The 21,375-nt window shown below is 64.2% G+C and carries 21 protein-coding genes; 7 read left to right on the top strand and 14 right to left on the bottom strand.

The window, feature by feature from the left end:
- Positions 1 to 31: 31 nt before the first annotated feature.
- From JJB99_RS08450 to JJB99_RS08425, 6 genes are all read right to left on the bottom strand, one after another.
- A complete protein-coding gene (locus JJB99_RS08450; protein WP_200498331.1) occupies positions 32 to 349 on the bottom strand; it encodes a proton-translocating transhydrogenase family protein in 318 nt (105 codons plus the stop codon).
- Between the two features lie 11 nt (positions 350 to 360).
- Entirely contained in the window at positions 361 to 1,488 is a 1,128-nt protein-coding gene (locus JJB99_RS08445) for a Re/Si-specific NAD(P)(+) transhydrogenase subunit alpha (RefSeq protein WP_200498330.1), read from the bottom strand.
- Between the two features lie 140 nt (positions 1,489 to 1,628).
- Positions 1,629 to 1,781 carry an aa3-type cytochrome c oxidase subunit IV gene (locus JJB99_RS08440; protein WP_018317799.1) on the bottom strand — a complete coding sequence of 51 codons (153 nt, stop codon included), beginning with the start codon at positions 1,779 to 1,781 and terminating at the stop codon, positions 1,629 to 1,631.
- A gap of 96 nt (positions 1,782 to 1,877) precedes the next feature.
- Entirely contained in the window at positions 1,878 to 2,273 is a 396-nt protein-coding gene (locus JJB99_RS08435) for a type II toxin-antitoxin system death-on-curing family toxin (protein ID WP_200498329.1), read from the bottom strand.
- Positions 2,274 to 2,284: 11 nt separating this feature from the next.
- A complete protein-coding gene (locus tag JJB99_RS08430; protein WP_018641564.1) occupies positions 2,285 to 2,509 on the bottom strand; it encodes an AbrB family transcriptional regulator in 225 nt (74 codons plus the stop codon).
- Positions 2,510 to 2,619: 110 nt separating this feature from the next.
- Entirely contained in the window at positions 2,620 to 4,524 is a 1,905-nt protein-coding gene (locus JJB99_RS08425; RefSeq protein WP_200498328.1) for a M3 family oligoendopeptidase, read from the bottom strand.
- Positions 4,525 to 4,651: 127 nt separating this feature from the next.
- Between JJB99_RS08425 and JJB99_RS08420 the strand changes: the two genes are divergently transcribed.
- The 3 genes from JJB99_RS08420 (at position 4,652) to JJB99_RS08410 (ending at position 10,623) form a co-directional block, all read left to right on the top strand.
- Positions 4,652 to 6,148: a sigma-54-dependent transcriptional regulator gene (locus JJB99_RS08420; RefSeq protein WP_200498327.1), complete on the top strand. Its 1,497-nt coding sequence runs from the start codon at positions 4,652 to 4,654 to the stop codon at positions 6,146 to 6,148.
- A gap of 344 nt (positions 6,149 to 6,492) precedes the next feature.
- Complete coding sequence (locus JJB99_RS08415) at positions 6,493 to 8,727, top strand: L,D-transpeptidase family protein (RefSeq protein WP_200498326.1); 2,235 nt, start codon at positions 6,493 to 6,495, stop codon at positions 8,725 to 8,727.
- 285 nt (positions 8,728 to 9,012) lie between these two features.
- Positions 9,013 to 10,623, top strand: a complete 1,611-nt coding sequence (locus JJB99_RS08410; protein ID WP_246775173.1) for a DUF882 domain-containing protein — start codon at positions 9,013 to 9,015, stop codon at positions 10,621 to 10,623.
- 45 nt (positions 10,624 to 10,668) lie between these two features.
- On the opposite strand, the gene JJB99_RS08405 is transcribed toward JJB99_RS08410, so the two are convergent.
- From JJB99_RS08405 to JJB99_RS08395, 3 genes are all read right to left on the bottom strand, one after another.
- Positions 10,669 to 11,094, bottom strand: a complete 426-nt coding sequence (locus JJB99_RS08405) for a DUF1801 domain-containing protein (protein ID WP_200498324.1) — start codon at positions 11,092 to 11,094, stop codon at positions 10,669 to 10,671.
- Between the two features lie 71 nt (positions 11,095 to 11,165).
- On the bottom strand, positions 11,166 to 11,438 hold the full coding sequence (locus tag JJB99_RS08400; protein WP_142250883.1) for a DUF2312 domain-containing protein: 273 nt from the start codon (positions 11,436 to 11,438) through the stop codon (positions 11,166 to 11,168).
- A 193-nt stretch (positions 11,439 to 11,631) separates the two neighbouring features.
- Complete coding sequence (locus JJB99_RS08395) at positions 11,632 to 11,937, bottom strand: DUF1244 domain-containing protein (protein WP_200498323.1); 306 nt, start codon at positions 11,935 to 11,937, stop codon at positions 11,632 to 11,634.
- Positions 11,938 to 12,108: 171 nt separating this feature from the next.
- On the opposite strand from JJB99_RS08395, the gene JJB99_RS08390 reads away from it, so the two are divergent.
- Both JJB99_RS08390 and pyk read left to right on the top strand, forming a co-directional pair.
- Positions 12,109 to 12,708 carry a DUF1036 domain-containing protein gene (locus JJB99_RS08390; protein WP_200498322.1) on the top strand — a complete coding sequence of 200 codons (600 nt, stop codon included), beginning with the start codon at positions 12,109 to 12,111 and terminating at the stop codon, positions 12,706 to 12,708.
- The gene (gene pyk / locus JJB99_RS08385; RefSeq protein WP_200498321.1) at positions 12,705 to 14,141 is read left to right on the top strand and encodes a pyruvate kinase; all 1,437 of its coding nucleotides are present in this window, start codon (positions 12,705 to 12,707) and stop codon (positions 14,139 to 14,141) included. The genes JJB99_RS08390 and pyk overlap by 4 nt, the downstream gene beginning before the upstream one ends.
- Positions 14,142 to 14,291: 150 nt before the next feature.
- Here pyk and JJB99_RS08380 read toward each other — a convergent pair whose 3' ends face one another.
- Both JJB99_RS08380 and JJB99_RS36655 read right to left on the bottom strand, forming a co-directional pair.
- Entirely contained in the window at positions 14,292 to 14,972 is a 681-nt protein-coding gene (locus tag JJB99_RS08380) for a helix-turn-helix domain-containing protein (RefSeq protein WP_200498320.1), read from the bottom strand.
- A 230-nt stretch (positions 14,973 to 15,202) separates the two neighbouring features.
- Positions 15,203 to 15,331 carry a hypothetical protein gene (locus JJB99_RS36655; protein ID WP_283816047.1) on the bottom strand — a complete coding sequence of 43 codons (129 nt, stop codon included), beginning with the start codon at positions 15,329 to 15,331 and terminating at the stop codon, positions 15,203 to 15,205.
- Between JJB99_RS36655 and JJB99_RS08375 the strand changes: the two genes are divergently transcribed.
- Positions 15,330 to 16,760, top strand: a complete 1,431-nt coding sequence (locus tag JJB99_RS08375) for a hypothetical protein (protein WP_349629009.1) — start codon at positions 15,330 to 15,332, stop codon at positions 16,758 to 16,760. The genes JJB99_RS36655 and JJB99_RS08375 overlap by 2 nt on opposite strands.
- A 328-nt stretch (positions 16,761 to 17,088) precedes the next feature.
- Here JJB99_RS08375 and JJB99_RS08370 read toward each other — a convergent pair whose 3' ends face one another.
- Positions 17,089 to 17,253, bottom strand: coding sequence for a Flp family type IVb pilin (locus JJB99_RS08370; RefSeq protein ID WP_200498318.1), 165 nt, complete (start codon positions 17,251 to 17,253; stop codon positions 17,089 to 17,091).
- Positions 17,254 to 17,554: 301 nt separating this feature from the next.
- Here JJB99_RS08370 and JJB99_RS08365 point away from each other — a divergent pair, with 301 nt between their 5' ends.
- Positions 17,555 to 19,048 (top strand): hypothetical protein, encoded by a 1,494-nt coding sequence (locus tag JJB99_RS08365; RefSeq protein WP_200498317.1) that lies wholly within the window; start codon positions 17,555 to 17,557, stop codon positions 19,046 to 19,048.
- 507 nt (positions 19,049 to 19,555) lie between these two features.
- Here the strand turns inward: JJB99_RS08365 and JJB99_RS08360 are convergent.
- Together JJB99_RS08360 and JJB99_RS08355 are read right to left on the bottom strand one after the other, a co-directional pair.
- Entirely contained in the window at positions 19,556 to 19,891 is a 336-nt protein-coding gene (locus JJB99_RS08360) for a nuclear transport factor 2 family protein (protein ID WP_200498316.1), read from the bottom strand.
- Positions 19,892 to 20,056: 165 nt separating this feature from the next.
- A complete protein-coding gene (locus JJB99_RS08355; RefSeq protein ID WP_200500080.1) occupies positions 20,057 to 21,262 on the bottom strand; it encodes an ABC transporter substrate-binding protein in 1,206 nt (401 codons plus the stop codon).
- Between the last annotated feature and the right edge of the window lie 113 nt (positions 21,263 to 21,375).

The raw sequence follows: 21,375 nt of genomic DNA, 5'->3' as shown, positions 1-21,375 counted from the left end.
CCCCATTATCCCATCAGCCCGAGGTGGCCGCTTACTTCGACTTCTTCTTGTACATCGCCAGCATGCGCTGGGTGACAAGGAAGCCGCCAAAGATGTTGACGCAGGCGAAGACCAGCGCGACGAAGCCGAAGCCGCGCGCCCAGCCCGAGCCGCTCGAAATCATGCCGACGCCGACCGCGAGCAGCGCGCCGACCACGATCACCGAGGAGATCGCGTTGGTGACGCTCATCAGCGGCGTGTGCAGCGCCGGCGTCACCGACCACACCACGAAATAGCCGACGAAGACGGCGAGGACGAAGATCGACAGCCGGAAGATGAAGGGATCGACGACCTGTGCAGCATGCTCCATGGCGGCTCTCCTTACGCTTTCGGCTGGAAGTTCGGGTGGATCACGGCGCCGTCCCTGGTCAGGGCGGTGGCCTTGACGAGCTCGTCGTCCCAGTTCACGGCGAGCTTCTTCTCGTTCTTGTCCACCATGGTCTCGATGAACGAGAACAGATTGCGGGCATAGAGGCTGGAGGCCGAGGCCGCGACGCGGCCGGCGACATTGGTGTAGCCGACGATCTTGATGCCATCGAGGTCGACGACCTCGCCGGGCCTTGCGCCCTCGACATTGCCGCCGCGCTCGACGGCGAGATCGACCAGCACCGAGCCCGGCTTCATCGACTTGACCATGTCGGCGCTGACGAGCTTCGGCGCCGGCCGCCCCGGAATCAGCGCGGTCGTGATCACGATGTCCTGCTTCTTGATGTGCTCGGCGGTGAGCGCGGCCTGCTTGGCCTGGTACTCTTTCGACATCTCCTTGGCGTAGCCGCCGGCGGTCTGCGCGTTCTTGAATTCCTCGTCCTCGACCGCGAGGAATTTCGCGCCGAGCGATTCCACCTGCTCCTTGGTCGCGGGGCGCACGTCCGTCGCGGTGACGACGGCACCTAAGCGGCGCGCGGTCGCGATCGCCTGGAGGCCGGCGACGCCGACGCCCATCACGAACACCTTTGCGGCAGGCACGGTGCCGGCCGCGGTCATCATCATCGGGAAGGCGCGGCCGAACGCTTCGGCGCCCTCGATGACGGCGCGGTAACCGGCAAGGTTGGCCTGCGAGGACAGCACGTCCATCACCTGCGCGCGGGTAATGCGCGGCATCAATTCCATCGCGAAGGCGGAAACGCCGGCATCGGCGATCGTCTTCAGGGCGGCCTCGTTGCCGTAGGGATCCATGATGGCGATGACGAGCGCGCCGCGCTTGTACTGCGAAAGCTCGGAGGCCTCGGGCCGCTTCACTTTGATGATGATGTCGGCGTCCTTGAGCGCGTCGGCACTGACGGTGGCGCCCACCGCGGTGAACTCGGAATCCGGCAGGCCCGATTTGATCCCGGCGCCCGGCTCGACGGCGATCTCGGCGCCGAGCGCCTTGAATTTTTTCACCGTATCAGGCGAGGCCGCAACGCGCGGCTCCGACGGATCGATTTCCTTGGCAACGGCGATCTTCATAGGCCCTCCGGCGGCGCGGGACAGCGCACGCGCAAACTTAAGCGTTTACTCCCGCGGCGTTCGTTACCGGTTTTGTGACCGGCTTGGATGCAAATATTATGAGCAGCTGCTGCCGCTGGCGTGTGCAGCTGCCGAAGGAATCAGGTCAGGAAGATCGCCATCAGGATCACGATGAGCGCGACCGAGGCGGTGCCGTATTTCACCAGCTTGATGAAGCCCTCATAGGTCTGCTCGTGCGCAACGTAATCGTTGCCGTCGGCGGTGCTGTACGCAACTTCGCTATGATCTGCCATGGATGTCCCCAGTCGAAAGTCCAATTCTTGGGCTGGGATACCGCAAAGCTTCGGGCAGGGCAACGGCAGGCGGACGTGGTTTCGCCGCAAATCAGGTCATTTGGAATCCCAATTGTCGCGGATCCAGCGAACGAGGCTCGGCTCGCTGACGTCGCCCGCCGCGAGAGAGAGGATCATGGTCGTTGCTTCCGCAGGATCAGGGCTGAAGGCTACGCCGTTCTTGTGGAGGAAGACTATCATCGCCATAAAGGCGATGCGTTTGTTTCCATCGACGAATGCATGGTTCTTCGCGAGCCCGAATGCATAGGCGGCGGCAAGCTCGTCCAGCGACGCCTGCTCGTAGCGCCACTTGTTGATCGGGCGATCAAGCGCCGACCGCAACATGCCTTCGTCACGCAGACCAGGCGCGCCTCCGAAGCGTCGGAGTTGCCGGCTGTGAATGGCGACGGCCTGCTCGTAAGTGATCCAGAGCGGCTCCTGAGGATCGCTCATTGCATGGCCGACTATTTCGCAAGCGCCGCGAGCGTATCGCGATACTTGTCCATCACCTCGTCGGCGATTTCCATCGTCCGCTCGAAATCGGGATCGTAGGGCAACAGCTGGAATCCACCGCCCGGCAATTCCACGATGTGCAATTGCTGCCCGCGCTTGAGATCGAGCCGCTGCATCAGCTCGCGAGGGAGCAACAGACCATCTGAGTTGCCGATCTTCTTAATTTCGATCTTCATGGCTTTTTCCGCCAACCGCTACGTTATACATATGTATAACGTAAGCCTAACAAGGGTTCAACAGGTGTTTTACGTGACCTTAAATAAACTAAGGCGCGACCCGCATCGCCTCAGCCCATCGCCTCCAGTTCGTCGATCATGCCGGCGATGACGCTGAGCCCGCCCTCCCAAAACTTCGGATCCTTGGCATCGAGGCCGAACGGCCGCAGCAGCTCGGAATAATGCTTGGTGCCGCCGGCCGCGAGCATGTCGAGATAGCGCTCGGCAAAGCCTTCCGCCGCGTGCTCATAGACGGCATAGAGCGAGTTCACGAGGCAATCGCCGAACGCGTAGGCGTAGACGTAGAACGGCGAGTGGATGAAGTGCGGGATGTACATCCAGTAGTTCTCGTAGCCCGCCTTGATCTCGATTGCCGGCCCCAGGCTCTCGCCCTGCACCGACAGCCAGAGCTCGCCGAGCCGCGTCGCGGTCAGCTCGCCGTTCTTGCGCTCGGTGTGGACCGCGCGCTCAAAGGAATAGAACGCGATCTGCCGCACCACCGTGTTGATCATGTCCTCGACCTTGCCCGCGAGCAGCGCCTGGCGCTGCTTGGCGCTCTTGGTCTGCGCCAGCAGCCGCCGGAAGGTCAGCATCTCGCCGAACACGCTCGCGGTCTCGGCCAGCGTCAGCGGAGTCGGCGCCATCAGCGCGCCGTTCTTCGCAGCGAGCACCTGGTGCACGCCATGACCGAGCTCATGCGCAAGCGTCATCACGTCGCGCGGCTTGCCCTGGTAGTTCATCAGCACGTAAGGATGCGCCGACGGCGTGGTCGGATGCGAGAACGCGCCCGGCGCCTTGCCCGGACGCACCGGCGCGTCGATCCAGCGGTCGGTGAAGAAGCGCTCGGCGATGTCAGCCATGTCAGGCGAGAAGCCGCGATAGGCAGTCAGCACCATGTTGCGCGCATCGGGCCAGCCGATCACGTCGGTCGCGGCAAACGGCAGCGGCGCGTTGCGGTCCCAATAGGCGAGCCGCTTCTTGCCGAACCACTTCGCCTTCAGCGCATAATAGCGATGCGACAGCTTTGGATAGGCGGCGCGCACGGAGGCGACCAGCGCATCCACGACCTCGCGCTCGACGCGGTTGTTCAGATGGCGGGAATCCGCAACGTCCTGAAAACCGCGCCAGCGGTCGGAGATGTCCTTGTCCTTGGCGAGCGTGTTGGTGATCAGCGCGAAGGTGCGCTCATTGGCCTTGAAGGTCTTCGCCAGCGCTTCAGCCGCGGCTTTGCGCTTGGCGCCGTCGCGGTCCTGCAGCAGGTTGAGCGTCGGCTCGATCGCGAGCTCCTTTGCGCCGACCTTGAAGCGCAGGGCGGAAATGGTCTGGTCGAACAGCCGGTTGAAGGCGGAATAGCCGGTCTGCGCCTTCTCCAGAAAAAGCTGCTCGAGCTTGTCGTCGAGCTGATACGGCTTCTCCTTGCGCAAATCCTCGATCCACGGGCGGTAATGCGCCAGCTCCGGGGCCTGCATCGCGCCGTTCAAAACATCGTCATCGATGCGATTGAGCTCGAGCGCGAAGAATAGCAGATGCGTGGACGCCGCCGTCAGCCGCTCCGAGACGTCGCCGTAAAACTTTGAAATCTTGGGGTCCACGCTGTCGCCGGCATGCACGAGGCCGGCATAGGAGCCGAGACGGCCGGCGAGATCGTCGATCGCCTCATAGCGCCGCACGGCCTCGGCGAGCCATTTTCCGCCATCTTCGTTTGCTGTCCCTGTCGCGAGCTTGCCCTTGTAGTCGGTCTCGAACGCGACGCAATCGGCATCCATCTTGTCGAGATCGCGCGCCACTTCCGGCGCATCGATCCCGGAATAGAGATCGGCGAGGTTCCACTCGGGAAGCTTGCCGGTCTTGCTCGCAGCTTTGGAGGGCTTTGCCTTGTCGACGGCTTTTTTGGTGCTTGGCTTGCGGAGATCGGGCTTGGCTGCCGGCTTTTTGAGAGCAGACTTGTTCAAGGCAGATTTGGAGCGCGAATTCATTGTGTGGGAAACCTGTGTTCAACAATCGCGACTGCGAGCGGGGGCATCAAGGTTTAAGAGTGCGTTAATCGGCTTCGGCCAGAGTGACCCGATTCGAGACAGATAGTAGTAGCGTGCGGGGAACACCATGGCTGCCTGTATTTTGATCGCCGACGACGACGCTGTAGCCCGCCGGCTGGTCGAGAACATGGTGCAGAAATGCGGCTATGAGACGGTCGTCGTGGACTCCGGCGACGCCGCGATCGCCGCCCTCACCGCTCCCGATGCATTAGCCATCGACGCCGTCATCCTCGATCTCGTCATGCCCGGCCTCGATGGCATGGGCGTGCTGGCGAAAATTCGCGACGTCGGCCTCAGCGTCCCTGTCATCGTGCAGACCGCCCATGGCGGCATCGATAACGTGATCTCGGCGATGCGCGCAGGTGCGGCCGATTTCGTCGTCAAGCCGGTCGGCGTGGAGCGCCTCCAGGTCTCGCTTCGCAACGCGCTCAACGCCTCGGCTCTGAAGGGCGAGTTGCAGCGCATCCGTCACAGCCGCGAGGGACGGCTGACCTTCTCCGACATCATCACTCGCGCCGAGGCGATGACAGGCGTGATGCGCGCCGCGCAGAAGGCGGCGAACTCCTCGATCCCCGTGCTGATCGAGGGCGAGTCCGGCGTTGGCAAGGAGATGTTTGCGCGCGCCATCCATGGCAGCGGCGAGCGCAAGGCCAAACCGTTCGTCGCGGTCAATTGCGGCGCGATCCCCGACAATCTCGTCGAATCCATCCTGTTCGGCCATGAGAAGGGCGCCTTCACCGGCGCCACCGAACGCCATACCGGCAAGTTCGTCGAGGCCCATGGCGGCACGCTGTTCCTGGACGAGGTCAGTGAGCTGCCGCTGAGCGCGCAGGTCAAGCTGCTGCGTGCGCTCCAGGAAGGCGCGGTCGAGGCGGTCGGCGGCCGCAAGCCTGTGAAGGTCGACGTCCGCATCATCTCGGCAACCAACCGCAAGCTCTTGGAGCGGGTGAAGCAGGGCCATTTCCGCGAAGACCTGTTCTACCGCCTGCATGTGCTGCCGCTGACGATCCCCTCGCTGCGCACTCGCCGCGAAGACATTCCGCATCTGCTGCGACATTTCCTGGCGCGCTTTGCCGCCGAGGAGAACCGCCCCATCACCGGCATCAGCGGCGAGGCGGTCGCGCATCTCGCCCAGCTCGACTGGCCCGGCAACATCCGCCAGCTCGAGAACGCGGTCTATCGCGCCGTGGTGATGAGCGAGGGCGACCAGCTCGGGCTCGGTGATTTTCCCCTGCTGACGTCGCAGCCGCATACCGCAACGGAGATTCCGACCGCGCCGTTGATGATCGAGCCGATTGCTGCGCCTTCCGTGGTATCGGGTAGTGAAATACCGATCGCGCCTCTGCCGCTGGCGGGATCTCTCTCCATGCTGACCCCGACCGGCGACGTCCGTGCGCTGGAGGACATGGAGAACGAGATCATCCGCTTCGCGATTTCGCATTACCGCGGGCAGATGTCCGAGGTCGCCCGCCGCCTCAAAATCGGGCGGTCCACCCTCTACCGCAAACTCGACGAAGCCGGGGTTCCCGGCCATGGCGGCAAAAGCGGCGAGGAGACGCACTGAGCCGCATGTGAACCGTAGCTGCCGTGGCGCGGACTGGTCGTAAGCCGTTCGCAGGATGGCGGAATCTGATTGCAATCTGAACCGTGACTTGGAAGTGACAGACACAGGGAAAAGCGCGTCGCGGAAGCGCACAATCCGTTGCAAACAGGCTTCCTTGAAGTCAGTTTGTGGTGAGTTGTCCCGTGTAGCGCTGGCTGAAAAACCGGGGCCTGTATATCGTCTGCGTCAGAATCGTTGCGTGCAGGCGTGCAACTTTCGCGAGGCCGGCGCGGTTTGGCCGAAGCTCATTTGAACGATAACGAAGCTGTTCCACGAGGAACAGTTCACCCGAGGGGTGCAACACAATGCGAGACTGTTTGAACCACCGTGCAGGTTTTGACCGTGTCTTGATGACGGTCGCGGCAACCTTCCTCACGGTGTCGGCCAGCTCGGCCCTGGCGCAGGATCAGGCCCGCAGCAGCGCCGCCGAGCTCGCGATCGAAGCCGCGATTCCGCGCCCCGAGCCCGCCAATGTCCCGCCCCCAACCGCTTCCGACATCAAGCTCGACACCACGGCGACGGTTCAGGACTCCGCCAAAGAGCCGACCAAAGAACCCGTGAAGACTGAAGCTGCTCCCGCGCCAGCCCCGGAGAAGGTCGAGACCAAACCTTCCGACGTCGCCACCACGCCGGCGCCCGAGGCGCCGAAGAGCGACACTGCTAAATCGGAACCTGCGCAAACCGAGCCTGCCAAGACAGAAGCTACAAAGACAGAAGCTACAAAGACCGAACCCGCCAAGGCCGATACCGCGACGGCAACACCGGCTGCGTCGGCAGCGCCCGCTGCGGCTCCGGCCGAGCCGGTCAAGGCCGCAAGCAACGTGCCCGCCGCCGACCAGCCGGTCGCCGACAAGCTCAAGGACCTTATCGGCGCCAAGGCCTCGCGCCATTTCGAGCGCAAGAACGAGCGCGCCGCGGTCGAGAAGTTTTACAGCGCGCGCGACTTCGCGCCGGTCTGGACCCAAGCCGGCAGCCTGACCGCTGCGGCCAAGGGCGTGATCGCGCGGCTGAAGGACGCCGCCTCCGACGGCCTCAACCCGGCCGATTATCCGGTGCCGGATTTCGCCGCGGCCACGACGCCCGATGCGCTCGCGGATGCCGAGCTGAAGCTCACCGCCAGTATGTTCGACTATGCGCGCCAGGCCCAGAGCGGCCGCATGCACTGGTCGCAGGTCAGCGCCGACATCCTCTATCCCGAGCATCCGGTCGATCCGAACGAGGTGCTGACGAAGATCACGACCGCGGCGGACGCTTCCGCGGCGCTCGAGAGCTACAATCCGCCGCAGAAGCTCTACAAGGAGCTGAAGGCGAAGCTTGCGGAGCTCCGCGGCCAGGGCAACGGCCCGGCAATCGAGATCGCCGAAGGTCCGACGCTGAAGTACACGCCGGCCAGCAAGAAGCAGGCCGAGATCGTCGTGGACGATGCGCGCGTGCCGCAGCTGCGCGCCAAGCTCGGCCTCACCGAGAACGCCAGCGACACCCGCTATGACGCCACGGTCGCCGAGGCCGTGCGAAAATTCCAGAATGGCATCGAGATGAAGCCGACCGGCATTCTCGACGACAGGACGGTCAAGGCGCTCAACACCCCGAAGCGCGACAAGCAGATCGACGTGGTGCTGGTGAACATGGAGCGCTGGCGCTGGCTGCCGCGCGACCTCGGCGTGCCGGCGCTGGGCGATGCCTATGTCATCCTCAACATCCCCGACTACACGTTGAAGGTGATGCAGCACGGCCAGCAGGTCTGGACCACCCGCGTCGTCACCGGCAAGCCGGGTCAGCACGCCACGCCCCTGCTGACCGAGACGATGAAGTACATCACGGTCAACCCGACCTGGAACGTGCCGCCGTCGATCGTCTACAACGAATATCTGCCGGCGCTTCAGCAGGACCCGACCGTGCTCCAGCGCATGGGCCTCAAGCTCGAACAGAACCGCGACGGCTCGGTGCACATCTCGCAGCCGCCCGGCGAAGCCAACGCGCTCGGCCGCATCCGCTTCAACTTCCCGAACAAGTTCCTGGTCTATCAGCACGACACGCCGGACAAATACCTGTTCGCCAAGGAGGAGCGCGCCTTCAGCCACGGCTGCATGCGCGTGCAGAACCCGGATCAGTACGCCTCCGTGCTGCTCAACATCGCCATGCCGAACGAGAAATACACGCCGGAGCGGATCCGCAGCATGTACGGCAAGAGCGAGATCGACTTGAAATTCCCGACGCCGATCCCGGTCAACATCACCTATCAGACCGCGTTCGTGGACGAGGCCGGCAAGCTGCAATTCCGCAAGGACGTCTATGGCCGTGACGCGACCATGCTCAACATCCTGAAGAACGGCCGCGGCAAGGATCTCGAGACCGTCGTCGCGCACTCGCAGCCGAGCTATTCGCGTCCGGCGACGACGCTGCCCTCGGGCGTCGCGGTGGCCAACAATGGCGGCGGCTTCGGCTCGTCGGGTCCGAACTTCTTCGAGCGGCTGTTCGGGGCGCCGACCCCGCCGCCGGCTCCGGTCGGCCGCCGGCCTCAGCGGGTGTTTACCCGCTGAGCCTCCGCCCAGCGCCTCATTTCCTGAAATCTGCAATGAAATCAGCGACCCCGTCCTATGGACGGGGTCGTTTAACGTTAACCATTCTCCAACCCGGCCTCGGGCAGTGGGCGTTTTTTTGCCACAGTCAACCGTTTAGGTTTGTATTCTGACTTGGTTTGGGGGCGGGAAGGTCAACGTCGAATTAACCTTCTCGCTTTAAGAAAGCGTTCATCCTCTTTCGCGCGCTAACGGGGTTGGCGGGAGAGTCCATTTTGAACGCTCGTCGACTGGGTGGGCTCATACGTGCTGACTGGTCTCGCACGCCAATTCGCTGTGCTGTCGTTGTCCCATGCGGGAGTGAAGGCCGGATCCCGGATCGGCCTTGCTTGCGTGGTGCTGCTTGCTGCCGCCGGCTCGGTTCATGACGCCGCCGCGCTGAACGAGACCAAGACGCTCTCGTTCCACCACACCCATTCCGGCGAAGACCTCACCGTTACCTTCAAGCGCGATGGCCGCTACGACGAAGCCGCGCTGAAGCAGCTCAACCATTTCCTGCGCGACTGGCGCACCCAGGATGAGACGGTGATGGACCGTCACCTGTTCGACATCCTCTGGGAAGTCTATCGCGACGTCGACGGCAAGCAGCCGATCCAGATCATCTCCTCCTACCGCTCCCCCGCTACCAACGCCATGCTCCGCCGCCGCTCCTCCGGCGTGGCACGCTTCAGCCAGCACATGCTGGGGCATGCGATGGATTTCTATATTCCCGGCGTGCCGCTGGAGCAGATCCGCTTCGCCGGCCTGCGCCTGCAGCGCGGCGGTGTCGGCTTCTACCCGACCTCCGGCTCCCCCTTCGTGCATCTGGACACCGGCAGCATCCGGCACTGGCCGCGCATGACGCATGACCAGCTCGCCCGCGTCTTCCCGGACGGAAAGACGGTGCATCTGCCGACCGACGGCGTGCCGCTGAAGGGCTATGAGTTCGCCAAGGCCGAGATCGAGCGCCGCGGCAGCGGCGATGATGCCGGTAGCAAGCCGAGCTTCTTTGCGGCCTTGTTCAAGGGCAAGTCGGCGCCGGCCGCCCCGAGCAGTGACGAGGACGACGAGGGCGCGCCTGCGGTCGCCGCCAAGCCCACCGTGGTCGCCGCCGCAGCCAAGTCCGTCGATCCGGTGCCGACGCCGCGCGCCAAGCCGCAGGTCGCAGCTGCGCTCCAGCTCGCCTCGGCCGATGCGCAGCTGGTCGCCCCGCCCAAGCCGAAGCCCGCGCCGTTCGCTGAGAAGCCGGCGGCCGGCAAATCAGCCGACGCCAAGCCGGAGACCCCGGCCGACATCATCAACGCCCGCGGCTTCTGGGATGACGTCCCGGCTGCGCCGCATCAGGCAACTCCGGCGCAAGTGGCCGCGCTGAAGGCACGCCAGGCGCTCGCCGCCGCGACCGATCCGCAAGCAACCGCAAGCGTCTCCAATGCGGCCTATCAGGCGCTGGCCTATGCGCCGGCATCCGCGTCCCCGGTCGACCGCGCCAATGTCGTCGCCGCCTCTGCGCCGATCCCGCGCGCCGCCCGCCCCGCGTCCCGCAGCGTTGCCCAGGCGACCGAGATCAATAGTGTGGTCGGCAAGCGCGTCGATGGCCTGGTCGCCACCGCGACCCGGCTCTCCGCAGCCAAGGGCGAGAGCATCTGGCTCAAGATCGTGATGCTGTCACCGAGCGCCAGCCGCGCGATGTCGGTGACGCTGATGGGCGAGCTCGATACGGCGGCGCTGCGCAGCTATTTCGTCAAGCCGCACGCCGTGATCGCGATGGGCTTTGTCGACGATCCCATGCAGGGCCTGTCCTGCGACAGCTTTACCGGCAGCGCCACCGCGAAGCTCGAGACGACGTCGTTCGTGATGCGGACAGCGGCGCTGCGCTGAGGCTGGTAGCCTCCGCCGTTTCCAACACGTTGATCTCGTATCCCGCTACCGCGCTCTCCTTGCCCGCCGGTCCAGGTGATACGTCAGCGCCAGCGACAGACACACGGATAGCTCCTGCTTCGGCAGCTTGCCGGCCACCGGCAACAGCAACGCACGCGTCTGCCGGTACTCGAATTGATCCGGAAAGCGCTCGCGAAAAGTGTCGACCAGCGTCGTCTTGCAGTTAAAGAGAATGGCGGCGTGCTCGGAGTGCTTCAGACGGCCAAGACGGATCGTGGAGCCGCTGCCGGACTCATCCGTCAGGTAAGCGGGCTCGCCCCATTTCAACGTTTCGGTTAGCCGGCCGACGTCCTCATGCTCAGCGGCAGTCGCGAAGATCAACTCGCGCACCTGAAGCAGCCGCTTGGCAATTGGCGCTGGAAGAGCGCCGAAGGCACGGCTGATCTCATGCGGCGGCTTCGGCGCAGGCACGGCGGTCTCCCTTCACAAACGAAGTGCAACACGCCGGATTTGTAGCTCGGATGTGCGCGAGGCGAAACGCCTCAGATCATGCCCAGCGCCTGCATGTAGGTCTCGAGAATGGTCTCGGCCTCGGCGCGCTCGTTCGGGTCCTGCTTGCGCAGGCGCACGATGGTGCGCAGCGCCTTGACGTCGTAGCCGTTGCCCTTGCTCTCGGCATAGACGTCGCGGATGTCGTCGGAGATCGCCTTTTTCTCTTCCTCCAGCCGCTCGATGCGCTCGATGATGGATTTGAGCTGGTCCTTGGCGAATTTCGTCGCGGGCTCGTCGTCGCGGACGGCGGCGGTGGTGGCCATCTTGGTACTCCAAATGGAACTGGCAAAACGAGGTGACGCCGGCATTGTCACCGCGCGTGCTGGCAAATCCTTAGGGTTCGCACCACTTGCATTCAAGCAAGCATCGCGCTCGTCCACAGCGCGCCCACACCTTCCTAAGGGGAGCTGAAGAAAGCTGTTGTGTGATGCGACTCAAGGGCGGCGAACGAGCCCGTCAGTGCCCGTGGGGATGAGCCTTCTTCATCGCCTCGATCTGCTCGGCCGTGGCCGCGCCCTGATACTTCGCCTTCCAGGTCTCGTAGGGCATGCCGTAGACGGCCTCCCGGCTCTCGTCCTTGCTTAAGCTCACCCCTTGTGCGTCCGCGGCATCCTTGAGCCAGTTGGACAGGCAGTTGCGGCAGAAGCCCGCCAGGTTCATCAGGTCGATGTTCTGAACGTCCGTCCGCTCACGCAGATGATCAACCAGGCGCCGGAAAGCGGCCGCCTCAAGCTCCGTTCTGGTTTTGTCGTCGATTGCCATGGCTGGATCCCTGAACTGGCGCTGACCCTGATCGGGGTCACCCTTACGGGATCAGGTGGGGCCTGTCACAGATTTTGCCATATCGCGGAGCAAACGGCCCCGAACCCGGCTTGCGGCGGTTCCCGCGGCCCTACGCCAAATCGTCAATCATCTGGTATACGTTCCGCGACAATGATCGCCGAATCTTCCCGCTCCCCCCTCCGTCTGCTCGCCCGGTTGGTCCCGGTGCTGGCGGTTGGCCTGCTGTGCCTCTGGGCCAGCCCGGCCGCCGCCGATTTCCGCCTCTGCAACAACACCTCGAGCCGGGTCGGCATAGCGCTCGGCTACAAGGATGCCGATGGCTGGACCACCGAGGGCTGGTGGAACATCTCCTCCCGCTCCTGCGAAACCCTGCTGCGGGGAACGCTGGTCGCCCGCTACTATTACATCTACGCGATCGACTATGACCGCGGCGGCGAATGGTCGGGGCAGGCCTTCATGTGCTCGCGCGACAAGGAATTCACCATCCGCGGCACCGAGGATTGCCTGGCGCGCGGCTATGACCGGACCGGCTATTTCGAGGTCGACACCGGCGAGCAGCGGGCCTGGACCGTGCAGCTTACCGACGCCAACGAGCAGCCGTCCCAGCAGCAGCGCGTGCCTGGCCTGCCCGGCTCGGTCGGCCCGGGTGGCGGCGTTCCGGGTTTGCCCAATAGTCCGCCCGGTGGTACGCCCCCCGCCGCGCCTGGCCTCCCGCCAGCTTCCCCGCCACCGTCTGGAAACAAGCCATGAGGCGTCTTCGCCGTATCAAGATTCTCGCGACCCTCGGACCTGCCTCGTCGGATCTCGCGATGATCCGCCGCCTGTTCGAGGCCGGCGCCGACATTTTCCGCATCAACATGAGCCACACCCCGCATGACAAGATGCGGGAGCTGGTGGCGACGATCCGCAACGTCGAATCGAGCTACGGGCGGCCGATCGGCATCCTGGTCGACCTCCAGGGCCCCAAGCTCCGGCTCGGTGCCTTCGCCGAGGGCGCGGTGCAGCTCCAGAACGGCCAGACCTTCACACTCGATTCTGATAAGGCGCCGGGCGATACCACCCGCGTCAACCTTCCGCATCCCGAGATCCTGGCGGCGCTACGGCCCGGCCATGCGCTGCTGCTCGACGACGGCAAGGTGCGGCTGATCGCCGAGGAGACCTCGAAGGAGCACGCGGTGACGCGTGTCGTGGTCGGCGGCAAGATGAGTGACCGCAAGGGCGTCAGCCTGCCCGACACCGACCTGCCGGTCTCGGCCATGACATCGAAGGACAAGGCCGACCTCGAGGCCGCTTTGGTCACCGGCGTCGACTGGATCGCGCTGTCCTTCGTGCAGCGCGCCGATGACGTGCTCGAGGCCAAGAAGATGATCCGCGGCCGCGCAGCGGTCATGGCCAAGATCGAGAAGCCGCAGGCGATCGACCGCCTCGCCGACATCATCGAGGCCTCCGACGCGCTGATGGTGGCGCGCGGCGACCTCGGCGTCGAATTGCCGCTGGAGCGGGTGCCGAGCCTGCAGAAGCAGATGACGCGCATGGCGCGCCGGGCCGGCAAGCCGGTGGTGATCGCGACCCAGATGCTGGAATCGATGATCCAGTCGCCGGTGCCGACCCGCGCCGAAGTCTCCGACGTCGCCACCGCCGTGTATGAGGGCGCCGACGCCATCATGCTGTCGGCGGAATCGGCGGCCGGCAAATTCCCGGTCGAGGCGGTCTCGACCATGAACCGTATCGGCGAGGAGGTCGAGCGCGACCCGACTTACCGCTCCGTGATCATGGCCCAGCGCCCCGCGCCGGAATCCACCGCCGGCGATGCCATCGCCGACGCCGCGCGCCAGATCGCCGAGACGCTCGACCTACCCGCCCTGATCTGCTGGACCAGTTCGGGCTCGACCGCCGTGCGCGTCGCGCGCGAGCGGCCGAAGCCGCCGATCGTGGCGATCACGCCCAACATCACCGCCGGCCGCCGGCTTGCCGTGGTCTGGGGCGTGCACTGCGTCGTGGCGGAGGACGCGCGCGACCAGGACGACATGGTGGGCCGTGCCGGCCAGATCGCGTTCCGGGACGGATTCGTCCGTGCCGGCCAGCGCGTCATCATCGTCGCCGGCGTGCCGCTCGGCATTCCCGGCACCACCAACATGGTGCGCATCGCCTCGGTCGGCCCCGAGGGCGACGCGAACATGTAGGCCCCGAAGGGCGGCCACATCAAAAATGGTGAAAACAACCTCATCCACAGTAGCCGGCCGGTCCCGCTGCTGTGCTCGGGTTTTGCGAAAAGACGTGCGCGGGCAACAGCCTGAGCGCGATCAGGCGTCCGCCCCTGCAGCAGCGGCGGTCTAAGCCCCGACCAGCGCCTTGGTGGTCGGCAGCAACGTCTGCTGCACCACGAGACCGCGGGCGCGGGCGTCCATGACGCCGACCGCGCGCAGCGCCAGCAGGGTCACGGTCTGGACCGCATCGCGCATCCTGGCGGTATCATCGAGATTGTCAGGCGCGAGCGGCCCGACCAGCGCCTCATGCAGCGCACCGAGCAGCGCCGTTGCGGCGAGCGCGGTATCCTGCGCCGGGAGATGACCGGCGCGGACGGCGGCATCAATCCTGGAGGCAATCTCGCCCGCAATCTCGCGCCGGCTGGCAAGGCGGGAGGCGCTGACATCGACATCGACCGGCTCGGCCAAAATGCCCCAGGCGAGGCGGCGCTGCGACAGGGTATGGACCGCCACGGTCGTGACGGCGGCGGCCAGCGCCGACGACGGGCCGGGCGCCGCGTCAGCCGCCCGCCGGATCGCCGCGAGTTCGTCCCGCGACACCTCGGCGATCAGTTCGGAGATCAGCTCGGCTTTGGAGGGAAAGTAGCGGTAGACCGTCCCCGCCGCGACATTGGCCCGGACCGCAACCGGCGCGATCTGCACCGCCGCCATGCCGCCCTCCGCCGCCGCCTCGCGCGCCGCCGCCAGTATCGCACTGCGCCGGGCCGCCAGGCGCTTAACCACTTGATGCGTCCGCCGATAAACCATGGCGCGCTTCCTGTCCCACACGCCTGCCGCACGCCGCGGCCAAACGCTTCGTCACTTTAAAAGATGCAAATCGCCCCGCAAGGACTGAACAACTATTCAGAGGGGATGACAAGATGCAAATGCGTGGAGCGTCGCGCGGGACGGACGGAGGCGCCATGCAGCTTGGACCGGCACACGAGCAAATCGTAAACGCATCCCTGCACCCCACGGCTGGGGCGAGGCGGTCCGGTTTACCGCAACTTAAAGGCGATGATGCTCAGATGCCGGCGCTTTTCCGCGGCGCCGTTCAGTTCCGAGAGTCCAATGTCGATTTCGATAACAAGCAGCGTTCCCGTCCGCGGCGTTGCACGCTGGCTCATGCCGTTCTGCATCGGCACGATTGTCTACGTGTTCTTTCTGGGCATGGGCGACATGATGCTGCGCGACCCCGATACGCCGTGGCAGATCACGGTCGGGCAATGGATCCTGGAACACCGCGCGCTGCCCTACAGTGACATTTTTTCGTTCACGCGAGCCGGTGAAGCCTGGATCTCGAGTTCGTGGCTGTCGCAAATCCTGTTCGCGCTTGCTTACGAGCCGTCGAACTGGTCCGGCCCGGTTATCCTGACATCGCTTGCGATCGGTGCGACCGCGGCGATTTTCGTCTACCTGCTCGCGCCCTATCTGGCACCCGCGCACGCCTTCCTGCTGCTCACGCCGCTCCTCGCGATGTCGGCAGGCCACTTCTTCGCGCGACCACACATGCTGGCTCTGCCTGTCATGCTGGCCTTTGTCGGCGGGCTGCTGGCAGCCGCCGACCGGCGTGCCGCACCCGCCTGGCTGTTGCTGCCTTTGATGGCGTTGTGGGCCAATCTTCACGGCGGCTTCGTCATGGGACTGGCGCTGATCGGACCCATTGGCCTCGATGCGATCGCGGGCGCCGATCGCGAAGTCCGATTTGCGCTGGCGCTGCGCTGGGCCTTGTTCGGGCTGGCTGCGCTGGCCGCAAGTTGCTGCACGCCCTATGGCTGGGAGACGCTGCTCGGAGCCACGCGGATCCTCAGCCTTGGCAAGCTGCTCTTGTTGATCCCGGAGTGGATGCCGGCCAATTTCAGCTCATTCAACCTGTTTGGAGCCACCCTGCTCGGTCTGATCGCCCTCGGTTATTGCAGCGGATTGGTGCTGCCGTGGACCCGTATCCTCCTGCTGCTCGGCCTGACCTGGGCGGCACTCTCCCACTTCAGAAACATCGAGGTCTTCGCGCTCTTGACGCCGCTTGTGGTTGCGAAGCCGATCGCCGAACAATTGGGCTTGACCAGAGCTGTGGCGCAAGAGGCGCGGTACTCCCTCGCAATGACAGCAATGGCGGCGCTCGCGATCGTCGCAGCCGGTTGGGGTATCACACGCTCTTACGCCACGCCCGACCGGTATGCCTTCATCCGCAATGTGACTCCTGCGGCTGCAGTCGACCTGCTTGAACAGCGGCATGCGCAGCGGATTTTCAGCACCGCTCCGATCGGAGGCTATCTGATCACCCGCAACATCAAGACCTTCATCGATGGTCGCGCCGAGCTGTATGGAGAGCAGTTTGTGCTCGACTACTACGATGCCATCGACGGCAAGAGCGTGGAGACTCTGTTGCGTCTGCTCGAGACCTACCGGATCGACGCGACGCTGCTGAACACTACCACGCCGGCCGCGCAAATCATGGACCATCTGCCGGGCTGGAAGCGGATCCATACCGATGATGTCGCCGTGGTTCACGTCCGCAACGACGCGCCGGCGCAGCTTCCTACTGAAGCAAGGTGAATCGAGACAACGCCAGCTCTCGATGCGGCGGCATCGGCGCTGGGCTCCCCCTCCCGCTTGCGGGCAGAGCATTTGAAGACAGCTTTTTCTTCGGCCATCCTTCGAGGCGCCCGCTTTAGGCGGGTTCCTCAGGATGAGGACGGAGTGCGCGGCAGCAGATTCAACGGGCCGCGACGCCACTTAGCCTCATCCCGAGGAGGCCGCGGAGCGGTCGTCTCGAAGGACGAGGCGCGCTCGGCCGCCGCCGAACGGCCAGCGGCTGACTCTGCCCACAAAAGAAAAGAGCCCCGTCGAGGACGGGGCTCTCAAATTCTCAGATCGTCCGAACTTACTTCAGGCTGGACGAGATCGAGCCGAACTTGCTGTTCAGCGTGCTGCCGAGGTTGTTGATGACGGTGATGATCGCGAGCGCGATGCCCGCAGCGATCAGGCCGTATTCAATCGCGGTGGCGCCGGATTCGTCCTTCACGAAACGCGAAACGAGGTTCTTCATAGACTGCTCCAAGGAGTACACGAGGCTACAACTGATCTGGTCTTTTCGGCTTCCCAGCGCCGCCCGACCATGGAACCGAAACGTAGCGGCAAAGACTTGCGTCGCAGTTAACTCGGCTGCGCAAACACGGAGCGGTTTGCGTGTATTCGCCGATGGTAAAGGGAAATTGAAAACAATCGGTTAAGTCGTCGGTATTCGCCGCGAAGCCGGCCTCGCAGATTTACCCCAAGTTATGACCGGCCATGGTCCAATGCCGTCCGCTCGGCCAACCCGACAAGAACAAGCAGGACAACGAGGCGGCATGTCCCTTTCCTTTGCCAACAGCATCGCGGCGCAGAGCCGCGCGCGCGCCCTGGTCCCGCTGTGCGCCGGTGCCGGCACCTATCTGTTCTTTCTCTATGTCGGCGACACGCTGCTTCAGGACTCCGACTCGTTCTGGCAGATCAAGATCGGGCAATGGATCCTCGATCACGGCGCGCTGCCGTACACCGATTTCTATTCCTTCACGCGGACAGGCGCGTCCTGGATCTCGACGTCGTGGCTGTCGCAGGTTCTGTTCGCCTTCTCCTATGCGCAATGGGACTGGGCCGGCCCGGTGATGCTCACCGCGATCGGGATGGCGCTCACGGCTGCGGTCTTCGTCTATCTGCTCGATGCGCAGATCGAGGCACCCCGCGCGGTGCTGTTCGCGATGCTGGCGCTGCTGCTGTCGATCCATCACGTGCTGGCGCGTCCGCATATCCTGGCGCTGCCGGTCATGGTGGCGTGGGTCGGCCTGTTGATGTCGGCGGCCGACCGTAGGGCGGCGCCGTCCTGGACCTGGCTGCCGCTGATCGCGCTGTGGGCCAATCTGCATGGCGGCTTCGTGCTGGGCCTCGCTCTGATCGGCCCGATCTCGCTCGAAGCGGTCGAGCATGCCGAGAAGGGACAGCGGCTTTCGCTGTTCGTGCGCTGGGTGCTGTTCGGCATCGCCGCGCTGGTCGCGAGCTGCGGCACGCCCTACGGCTGGCGCACGCTGATGGGCGCAACTAACATCCTCGGCCTCGGCGAATTGCTGACGCTGATCTTCGAATGGATGCCCGCGAACTTTGCCAGCTTCACCGCGTTCGAAGGCGCCCTGCTCGGCCTGATCGCGCTCGGCTATTACCGCGGCCTCACGCTGTCGGCACCCCGGATCTTCCTGATCCTGTTCCTGACCTGGAGCGCACTGACCCATGTCCGGAGCATCGAAGCCTTCGCCTTCCTGGTGCCGCTGGTGCTGGCAAAGCCGCTTGGCGAGATGTTTCCGCGCCAGCAGCCCGACGCCGCCGGCGCCGACCGCTGGCCCGCCCGCTATGTCACCGTAACAGGCGCGCTGATGATCCTGGCCGCGAGCTGGACCACGACCGCGCTCTACATGAACCACCACCGCTTCACCTTCACGATGACGCAGACGCCGGTTGCGGCTGCGGACCTGCTCGAGAAACTTGGGGCCAAGCGCATCTTCAACGCCTATCAGTTCGGCGGCTATCTGATCTCGCGCGACATCCCCGTCTATATCGACGGCCGCGCCGAGCTCTATGGCGAGAAATTCGTCATCGACTTCTTCAAGGCGACCGAAGGCAAGAAGCCCGAGCTGCTGCCGCGCCTGCTCGAGGAGTCCAAGATCGACGCGACGATTTTGGTCGCCGACGCACCCGGCCCGCAGATCCTCGACCAGCTCAAAGGCTGGAAGCGGATCTATGCGGACGACATCGCGGTGGTGCATGTGCGGGAGAATGCGGACGGCGCGGCGGCGGCGGTGCCGCCGAAGTAAAGGGCGAAGCTCCCTGCCCGTGCTCGTGAGATGCCCGCCTCCCAGATGTGCAGCAGCCTCGCGCAGCGCACCGGCAGTGCCGCCACTTGTCCGCAGCGAATAGGTTTCGCGTAGCTGTGTTGAAGCTGGTAAATGTGCGCGATGTCGCTGCTTCTATGCTTGGCCAGCGCTGCTTTTTTGAGCATTGCCGCATGGGGATTTCTATCCGCCGTGGCAGAACTCGACAGGTCGGGCGTTCAACCGGTGGACGCGATTTCTCGTAAATTTCAAGTCGACGAATTCATCTGGAGTGCCCGCGCACCGCAAGCGTTGAGGCGCCGGTATATCGCGACACAGGCTTGCGTTGTCCCGGCAGTCCTCTGCCTGGCCGCTCTGGTGTGGCTCAACGAGCCGCGTCGTGATGTCCGCATTTGGGGTGCGGTTGCATTCTGCTCCGTGTCGCTTCTGGTGGCAGCTCGTTTGACGTGGAAGGTGGCCCGCAGAAGAGAGTGACGCTTTTCACACTCCTCAGGGTGCAGCGACCGTAACCGTCTCTTCCAATATCTTGGGCTGACCATCCCGCTGGACGATAATTGCGCTGTAATATCCATGGAAGGGTTGATCACCGAGCTTAGCCTGCCAAGTTCCAGCGTTAAGGAGGAAGGCTCCTTCCGAACGGGAGATGAGAATTTTAGCCGAGTGGTCGTGCAGACCGAGCTTGAGCGCTTCTTGAAAGCTGCCCCGAATGGCATCGCGTCCCTCGAAGACTCCGCTGGGAGTTACTCGCACGGCATCCTCAGTGAACGCGGCCGCCATGGCATCGACATCGCCGCGATTGTAAGCTTCCGAGAAGCGCTTCTGCATCTCGGCGGTAGATGTTGTCTCAGACTTTGTCCTGCGCCCAGACGGCCGCTGGAGCGGCAAGCAGCAAGCAAATCATGGAAAAAGTCTTGAAGGGCATGGCGCCTCCTAGGCCGATCCGAGTTTGGGCGCGCATTGATTCAACCAAAACCATCCCGCGCTTAGCTATCAATTCCCCGTCTGCAGTTCGCCAAAGCGCCCCCAGCTCTTGCCGTTGAAGCGCATGAACTGCATCTGGTCCACGGGGACGTGGTCGGCCGTGCCAGTGTTGACCTTGATGCCGGGCAAAAGCATCGGCAGTTCGAGATCGCGGATCGCGTAGGCCTGCTTCAGGATGTTCTCGGTCGAGAGGTCGTCGCCGCAGGCCTTCAGCACCGCCTCCAGCGCCATCGCGCTATTGTAGGCGTTGACGTAGTTGGTGTCGTGCTGGTCGGCCTCCGGCACATACTTCGTCATGAAGTCGCGCCAGCCCTTCACGCCGGGATCGTCCTTCCAGGCGGGATCGTCAGGGTCCTTCACATAGGCCGTGGAGAGAATGCCGGTGCCGGCCTCCAGGCCCGCAGGCTCCATCACGGTCGAGACCCACACCGCGACATTGGAGAGGAACGTCATCGGACGCCAGCCGATCTCGAAGGACTTGCGGATCGCCTGGGCGGCGAATTTCGGCGTCGCCGCGATCACGAACACGTCGGCGCCGGATGCTTTCAATTTCACGATCTGGGAATCGATGGTCGGGTCCTGGATCTCGTAGGTCGCACTGGTGACAATGGAATCGTATTTCTCGCCGAGCACGTCCTTGAGGCCGGCGAGATAGTCGCGGCCGTAATCGTCATTCTGCGAGATGACGGCGAATTTCGCGCCGGGATTTTTCGCCAGCGCATAGCGCGCATAGAGCCGCGCCTCGTAGCGGAACGGCGCCTGCACGCCCATCGTCGCCTGCGGATATTGCGCGATGTCGGCGAATTTCGAGGCGCCGGAGCCGATGAACAGCTGCGGCACGTTCTTGGACTGGAGATACTTTGCGATCGCCGTGTTGTGGGCCGTGCCGATCGAGGAGAAGATCAGCGCGACTTCGTCGCTCTCGACAAGCCTTCGCGTCTGCTCGACCGATTTCGGCGGGGCGTAGCTGTCGTCGAGCGAGATCAGATTGACCTTGCGACCGTTGATGCCGCCCTTCTCGTTCAGCATCCTGAAATAGCCGACCTCGCCCTTGCCGAGTGCGCCGAAGGCCGACACCGGGCCACTATAGGGCATGGTCTGGCCGATCCTGATTTCGGTCGCGGTGACGCCGCGCATCTCGGCGGCGCGCGAAGCCGCGGGCAACAGCAGGAACGAAACGGCGCCAAGCGCGCCCAATGCCGCCGTCAGGCGCATCGGCTTCCCCTCCCATTTCTCGATGCGGTCGTGCCGCACCTTTGTTTGAAGGAGCATGCCATGGCGTCCGGCGCAGTCCAATCCCTATCGCGGCCGGATTGTAGTGATCGTAG

This window comes from Bradyrhizobium diazoefficiens (assembly GCF_016616235.1).
Lineage (GTDB): Bacteria > Pseudomonadota > Alphaproteobacteria > Rhizobiales > Xanthobacteraceae > Bradyrhizobium > Bradyrhizobium diazoefficiens_H.
The sequence above is the reverse complement of the archived record's forward strand: the minus strand, read 5'-3'. Positions and strand labels throughout refer to the sequence as shown.

Coding starts and splice junctions, on each gene's coding strand:
- JJB99_RS08450 (WP_200498331.1), bottom strand. CDS start 349: ATGGAGCATGCTGCACAGGTCGTCGATCCCTTCATCTTCCGGCTGTCG.
- JJB99_RS08445 (WP_200498330.1), bottom strand. CDS start 1,488: ATGAAGATCGCCGTTGCCAAGGAAATCGATCCGTCGGAGCCGCGCGTT.
- JJB99_RS08440 (WP_018317799.1), bottom strand. CDS start 1,781: ATGGCAGATCATAGCGAAGTTGCGTACAGCACCGCCGACGGCAACGAT.
- JJB99_RS08435 (WP_200498329.1), bottom strand. CDS start 2,273: ATGAGCGATCCTCAGGAGCCGCTCTGGATCACTTACGAGCAGGCCGTC.
- JJB99_RS08430 (WP_018641564.1), bottom strand. CDS start 2,509: ATGAAGATCGAAATTAAGAAGATCGGCAACTCAGATGGTCTGTTGCTC.
- JJB99_RS08425 (WP_200498328.1), bottom strand. CDS start 4,524: ATGAATTCGCGCTCCAAATCTGCCTTGAACAAGTCTGCTCTCAAAAAG.
- JJB99_RS08420 (WP_200498327.1), top strand. CDS start 4,652: ATGGCTGCCTGTATTTTGATCGCCGACGACGACGCTGTAGCCCGCCGG.
- JJB99_RS08415 (WP_200498326.1), top strand. CDS start 6,493: ATGCGAGACTGTTTGAACCACCGTGCAGGTTTTGACCGTGTCTTGATG.
- JJB99_RS08400 (WP_142250883.1), bottom strand. CDS start 11,438: ATGGCCACCACCGCCGCCGTCCGCGACGACGAGCCCGCGACGAAATTC.
- JJB99_RS08395 (WP_200498323.1), bottom strand. CDS start 11,937: ATGGCAATCGACGACAAAACCAGAACGGAGCTTGAGGCGGCCGCTTTC.
- JJB99_RS08390 (WP_200498322.1), top strand. CDS start 12,109: ATGATCGCCGAATCTTCCCGCTCCCCCCTCCGTCTGCTCGCCCGGTTG.
- pyk (WP_200498321.1), top strand. CDS start 12,705: ATGAGGCGTCTTCGCCGTATCAAGATTCTCGCGACCCTCGGACCTGCC.
- JJB99_RS08380 (WP_200498320.1), bottom strand. CDS start 14,972: ATGGTTTATCGGCGGACGCATCAAGTGGTTAAGCGCCTGGCGGCCCGG.
- JJB99_RS08375 (WP_349629009.1), top strand. CDS start 15,330: ATGCCGTTCTGCATCGGCACGATTGTCTACGTGTTCTTTCTGGGCATG.
- JJB99_RS36655 (WP_283816047.1), bottom strand. CDS start 15,331: ATGAGCCAGCGTGCAACGCCGCGGACGGGAACGCTGCTTGTTATCGAA.
- JJB99_RS08370 (WP_200498318.1), bottom strand. CDS start 17,253: ATGAAGAACCTCGTTTCGCGTTTCGTGAAGGACGAATCCGGCGCCACC.
- JJB99_RS08365 (WP_200498317.1), top strand. CDS start 17,555: ATGTCCCTTTCCTTTGCCAACAGCATCGCGGCGCAGAGCCGCGCGCGC.
- JJB99_RS08360 (WP_200498316.1), bottom strand. CDS start 19,891: ATGCAGAAGCGCTTCTCGGAAGCTTACAATCGCGGCGATGTCGATGCC.
- JJB99_RS08355 (WP_200500080.1), bottom strand. CDS start 21,262: ATGCGCCTGACGGCGGCATTGGGCGCGCTTGGCGCCGTTTCGTTCCTG.